The sequence below is a fragment of the uncultured Leifsonia sp. genome (genome assembly GCF_945957465.1).
GTDB lineage: Bacteria > Actinomycetota > Actinomycetes > Actinomycetales > Microbacteriaceae > Leifsonia.
Genome location: NZ_CAMFLC010000098.1, coordinates 1 through 5,329, shown reverse-complemented (window position 1 = coordinate 5,329; position 5,329 = coordinate 1). Strand labels below are relative to the sequence as shown.

Sequence of the window (5,329 nt, the reverse complement as noted above, 5' to 3'; positions counted from 1 at the left end):
CCCGACTCGTCGCGCAGCACGACGAACTGCACCTTCTTCTGGTCGCGGACGGTCTCGACCCATCCGGCGACGCTCACGGGGCCGTCGGGAAGAGCGGCGAGGTCCTTGATCAAAACGCGTGCGGTCACGATCGCCAAGCCTACCGCCCGCGTCTACGGCCGAAGAGGGGCGCGATCGGGTCCCGCGCTCCGGCGCTCAGTGAATTCAAGGCAAAGCGCTCCGTAGACTGGTGCGGTGGTAGCAAGCCAGGTCCATCTCGTCCGTCACGGCGAGGTGTTCAACCCCGACGGCATCCTGTATGGCAGGCTGCCGGGCTTCGGCCTCTCCAAGCTCGGCCATCGCATGGCACAGGCCGCTGCCGACGATCTGACGGCTCGCGACCGTCCCATGTCGGCACTGCGGGTCTCGCCGCTCCAGCGAACGCGCGAATCGGCTGCACCGATCGCTGCGGCGTTCGGGCTGGAGCCGATCGTCGACGAGCGCATCATCGAGCCCACCAACCACTTCGAGGGCAGCAATATGCGCCGCGCCCTCAAGAACCCGGTGAACTGGCCGTTCCTGGTCTATCCGCCCCGGCCGAGCTGGGGCGAGGCCTACACGCACATCGAGAAGCGCATGCGTGCTGCCATCGACGACGCATTCGACTCCGTGGAGTCCGGCGACGTGGTCCTGGTGAGCCATCAGCTCCCGATCTGGGTCGCTCACCTGTCCGTGGCCGGTCAGAGCTTCCCGCACGATCCGCGCAAGCGCCGCTGCGCACTGTCGAGCATCACGACCTTCGAGCGCGTCTCCGAGCCTGCGCCCGCCCCGCAGCCCCGTCCGGGCGAGGAAGCGGTGGCGGCCGACCCGTCGGCGCCTCCGGTGCTCCGCGTCGTCGAGGTCGGCTATGCCGAGCCCGCCGGCTCCCTGATCGCCTCCGCGACCGATGTGGGGGCCGTATGACCGTCCGCCACCCGCGGTCCGCTCGCACGCGGATCGCGCTCGTCGTCCCGGCCGTCGTGGCATCGGCCGCGCTGTTGCTCTCCGGGTGCACCTCGAACGACGCGCTCGCCAACCAGTACCGCTCGGGCTCCGGCCAGAACTACATCGCGGGCGACGGCAGCGTCAGCGAGTACGCCGCCGCCGACCGCGGCGCCCCGGTCGCGTTCTCCGGAACGCTGGCCGACGGAACCGCCGTTTCGTCGAAGGACTACGCTGGCAAAGTCCTGGTGGTCAACTTCTGGTACGCGGGCTGCCCGCCGTGCCGGGTGGAGGCCCCCGATCTGGAGTCCCTCTCGCAGAAGTACGCCTCGCAGGGAGTGAGCTTCCTCGGCGTGAACCTCTACGACTCCGCGAGCACCGCTGCGAGCTTCGAGAAAGACAAGGGCGTGACGTACCCGTCGGTGCTCGACCGCGACACCGGCTCGGTGCTGCTCGCCTTCAGCAAGACCGTCCCGCCCAAGGCGACGCCGACCACCCTGGTGATCGACAAGCAGGGCCGCGTGGCCGCCCGCATCCTCGGCGCGATCCCGGACAAGAGCATCCTCGACTCGCTCATCTCCGACGCCGTGGCCGGGAAGTAAGCCGTGGACATCGGCCAGATCGTCTTCAGCGGACAGCTCCTGCTCGCCCTGCCCATCGCCCTCCTCGCCGGGCTGGTGTCGTTCGCGTCGCCCTGCGTCCTCCCGCTGGTGCCCGGATATCTGGCGTACGTCGGGGGGATGAGCGATCCGGGCGCCGAACGCGACCGGAGCCGGGTGCTCCTCGGGGTGGCGCTGTTCGTCCTCGGGTTCGCCGTCGTCTTCGTCGCCTACGGAGCCGCCTTCGGTGCGCTCGGCCTCTGGCTGGTGCGGTGGCAGGAAGTGGTCATCCGAGTCCTCGGCGTGCTGGTCATCCTGATGGGACTCGTGTTCATCGGCCAGTTCTCCTTCCTCCAGCGCACGATCAAGCCGACGTGGAGGCCGGCGACCGGACTCATCGGCGCGCCACTGCTCGGAATCGTCTTCGGCTTGGGCTGGACCCCCTGCATCGGGCCGACCCTCGCCGCCATCAGTGCACTGAGCGTCGGCAGCGGATCGCCCTGGCGGGGAGCGCTGCTCGGTCTCTTCTACTGCATCGGCCTCGGCATCCCGTTCCTGCTCGTGGCGCTCGGCTTCGACTGGGTGGCCGGCTCGGTGGCGTTCCTCAAGCGGCACATCCGTGTCATCAACATCATCGGAGGCGCGCTGCTCGTGGTCATCGGCATCCTGATGGCGACGGGTCTCTGGACCGCACTGATGTCCCAGTTCCTGGGGGTGATCTCCGGCTTTGTCCCGGCCATCTGATCACATCGACTCCGCGCCGCCGCGCGATGACCCGGACGTCGTCCAGCCCAAGCTCGGGCCGCTCGGCTTGGTCCGTTGGGCCTGGCGTCAGCTCACGAGCATGCGCACGGCGCTGTTCCTCCTGCTCCTGCTCGCGATCGCGGCCGTCCCCGGCTCGCTGTTCCCGCAGCGCGGGGCCGACCCGAGCGGTGTCACGAAGTACTTCAACGACAACCCGCAGCTGGCCCCCGTGCTGGACAAGTTCCAGCTGTTCGACGTCTATACGTCGTTCTGGTTCTCGGCCATCTACCTGCTGCTGTTCGCCTCGCTGATCGGGTGCATCATCCCCCGCACGTCCCACCACGCGAGAGCGCTGAGGGCGCGGCCGCCCAAGACGCCGGTGCGGCTGACCCGCATGTCCGGGTTCCAGGCGCGGGTCCTGCCCGCCGAGCTCCGCGACGACGCGCCGAACCCGATCGAGGCGGCCCGGGAGGTGCTGCGTCGGTCCCGTTACCGGGTCGCGCTGTACCAGGACGCCCGCTCGACCTCGGTGTCGGCGGAGCGCGGGTATCTGCGCGAGACCGGCAACCTCGTCTTCCACATCGCGCTGCTCGGCGTCCTCGTCGCGGTCGGCATCGGCGGCGGCTTCGGTTACACCGGGCAGAAGGTCGTCGTCGTCGGGCAGAGCTTCGTCAACAGTCTCCCGTCGTACAACTCGTTCAACCCGGGCCGGTTCTTCTCCGACAGCTCCCTCGAGCCCTTCTCGATCCGAGTGGACAGCCTCGACGTCGCCTACGAGACCAAGAATCAGAACGCCGTCGGCACCCCGCTCGACTACACCGCCAAGGTGACGACCATCGGACCCGGCGACGCACGGGGCACGTCGACCATCAAGGTCAACGATCCGCTCGCGATCGGCGGCACCAACGTCTACCTGCTCGGCAACGGGTACGCGCCGACGATCACCGTCAAGGATCCGCAGGGCAAGGTCGTCTTCAGCGACTCGGTCCCGTTCATCGCGCAGGACGCCCGCCTCACCTCGCTCGGCTGGGTCAAGGTGCCCGACGGGCTCCGCGAGCAGGTGGGGATGATCGGCTTCTTCTACCCGACCGTCGGCAAGAGCGGCACGGCGGCCGGGGCGCTCACCTCGACGTTCCCCGGACTGAGGGACCCCGTCCTCAGCCTCAACGTGTACGCGGGAGATCTCGGGGTCGACAACGGCGTCCCGCAATCGGTCTACAGCCTGAACACCGACAAGATGACGCAGCTGGCCGGACCGGGGACCAAGACCAAGGCGCTTCAGCTCAAGCCAGGGCAGACGGTCGACCTCCCGAATGGCCTCGGCACCATCTCCCTCGGCGACGTCAAGCGTTACGCATCGCTCGACGTGCACCACGATCCCGCCCAGGTCTGGGTGCTGCTCTTCGCCGTGCTGATCCTCGCCGGCCTTCTGACCTCGCTGTTCGTGCCGCGCAGGCGCATCTGGGTGAAAGCCGTCGAGAACCCGGACGGATCCCTGACGCTGGAGTACGCTGGCCTCGCACGAGGCGAGGACCCCAACCTGCTCGCTGCCGTCTCAGCTGTCGCCGACGAGCACACCGCCCTCCTCACCCGACCCCCGACGAATTAGAGTTTCAACGTGACCGACACCCTGTCCCAGTTCTCCACGGTCTTCATCTACGTGGCGATGGGGTTCTACGCCGCAGCCTTCATCGCGTTCGCCCTCGATCTCGCCCGGCGCGGGGCGAGAGCAACGGCGGACGAGGCCGCCGTGGTTCCCAGCGCCGTTGCGCGCCGGGCCGAAGTCGCCGCCCCGGTCGGGGCGCCGACCACCACCACACTCTCCGTGTCGGGCGGCCAGGCGGGCCCGCCGATGGCCCCGGCCCCGGCGTCGTCGGCGTTGGGGAGGCTGTCGTCACGCATCAGTTCCCGCGTCGAAGACGATGTCATGAACGGTGACGCGTCATCGACGTCCATCCGCTGGGCCTTCGGACTCACCATCGCGGGCTTCGCCTTCCACGCCATCGCGACGATTCTGCGCGGCATCGCCGCCGATCGCGTCCCGTGGGCGAATATGTGGGAGTTCTCGATGACCGGCACCCTGGTCATCATCGGCGTCTTCCTGGTCGCCAACCTCAAATGGGACATCAAGTACCTCGGCACCTTCATCGTCGGACTGGTGCTCGTCCTTCAGGGGATCGCCCTGCTGCGGTACTACGTTCCGGTGGTGCCGCTGCAACCGGCGCTCCAGTCGTACTGGCTCGTCATCCACATCATCGTGGCCGTGCTGGGCACGGCCTTCTTCGCCCTCGGGTTCGCGCTGTCCGCGCTGCAGCTGCTGCAGTACCGGCGTGAGCGCCAGGTCGCCGAATCCCGCCCGCAGCAGTTCAAGTTCTTGAGCACGCTCCCGAGCGCCGTCGCTCTGGAGAACCTCGCCTACCGGATCAACATCGTCGGCTTCATCGCCTGGACCTTCACGCTGATTGCCGGGGCCATCTGGGCCGAGAAGGCGTGGGGCCGCTACTGGGGCTGGGACACGAAGGAAGTCTGGACGTTCATCATCTGGGTGATCTACGCCGGCTACATCCACGCGCGGGCGACGCGCGGCTGGCGCGGATCGCGCTCGGCGTGGCTCGCCATCATCGGCTTCGCAGCGGTGCTGTTCAACTTCGGCATCGTGAACGTGTTCTTCCACGGACTCCACGCCTATTCGGGTCTCGGATCCTGATCCGCTCCGCATCCCGGTCTCGAACGCGGTCGCCCTTCCGGGCGGCCGCGTTTCTGCATCTCGAGGGGCGACTTCCACGGAATCACGGGGAACAGCACCCGCGACACGCCCGGGATGTCGGCGGGATTTGCGACGCTCCGAGGGCCTGCGTAAAGTACTTACTTGTCACCCCAAAGGTGCGGGAGAGCGGAAGAGCTCCCCGGCCTCAAGCGGGACCAAATCCTAAGCCTAGCGGCAAATCTCAACTTGAAAGAGTTGCTTTGGTGCGCTTAGGATTAACACCCCACTCACTGAGCAGGTCTAACCGGTTCGGTTCGTG

At 67.7% G+C, this 5,329-nt stretch carries 6 protein-coding genes; 5 read left to right on the top strand and 1 reads right to left on the bottom strand.

Annotated features, from left to right (window positions below; genetic code table 11):
• Positions 1-113: OB-fold nucleic acid binding domain-containing protein (locus tag Q0Q23_RS19680; protein WP_295128380.1), on the bottom strand; the 113-nt coding region annotated here is incomplete at its 3' end.
• 121 nt (positions 114-234) lie between these two features.
• On the opposite strand from Q0Q23_RS19680, the gene Q0Q23_RS19675 reads away from it, so the two are divergent.
• The 5 genes from Q0Q23_RS19675 (at position 235) to ccsB (ending at position 5,010) form a co-directional block, all read left to right on the top strand.
• Positions 235-942 carry a histidine phosphatase family protein gene (locus Q0Q23_RS19675; RefSeq protein WP_295128377.1) on the top strand — a complete coding sequence of 236 codons (708 nt, stop codon included), beginning with the start codon at positions 235-237 and terminating at the stop codon, positions 940-942.
• Entirely contained in the window at positions 939-1,562 is a 624-nt protein-coding gene (locus tag Q0Q23_RS19670) for a TlpA disulfide reductase family protein (RefSeq protein WP_295128375.1), read from the top strand. The genes Q0Q23_RS19675 and Q0Q23_RS19670 overlap by 4 nt, the downstream gene beginning before the upstream one ends.
• Positions 1,563-1,565: 3 nt before the next feature.
• Complete coding sequence (locus tag Q0Q23_RS19665; protein WP_295128372.1) at positions 1,566-2,303, top strand: cytochrome c biogenesis CcdA family protein; 738 nt, start codon at positions 1,566-1,568, stop codon at positions 2,301-2,303.
• A 100-nt stretch (positions 2,304-2,403) separates the two neighbouring features.
• A complete protein-coding gene (locus tag Q0Q23_RS19660; RefSeq protein ID WP_295128369.1) occupies positions 2,404-3,912 on the top strand; it encodes a cytochrome c biogenesis protein ResB in 1,509 nt (502 codons plus the stop codon).
• A 9-nt stretch (positions 3,913-3,921) separates the two neighbouring features.
• A complete protein-coding gene (gene ccsB / locus Q0Q23_RS19655; protein WP_295128366.1) occupies positions 3,922-5,010 on the top strand; it encodes a c-type cytochrome biogenesis protein CcsB in 1,089 nt (362 codons plus the stop codon).
• The last annotated feature ends 319 nt before the right edge of the window (positions 5,011-5,329 follow it).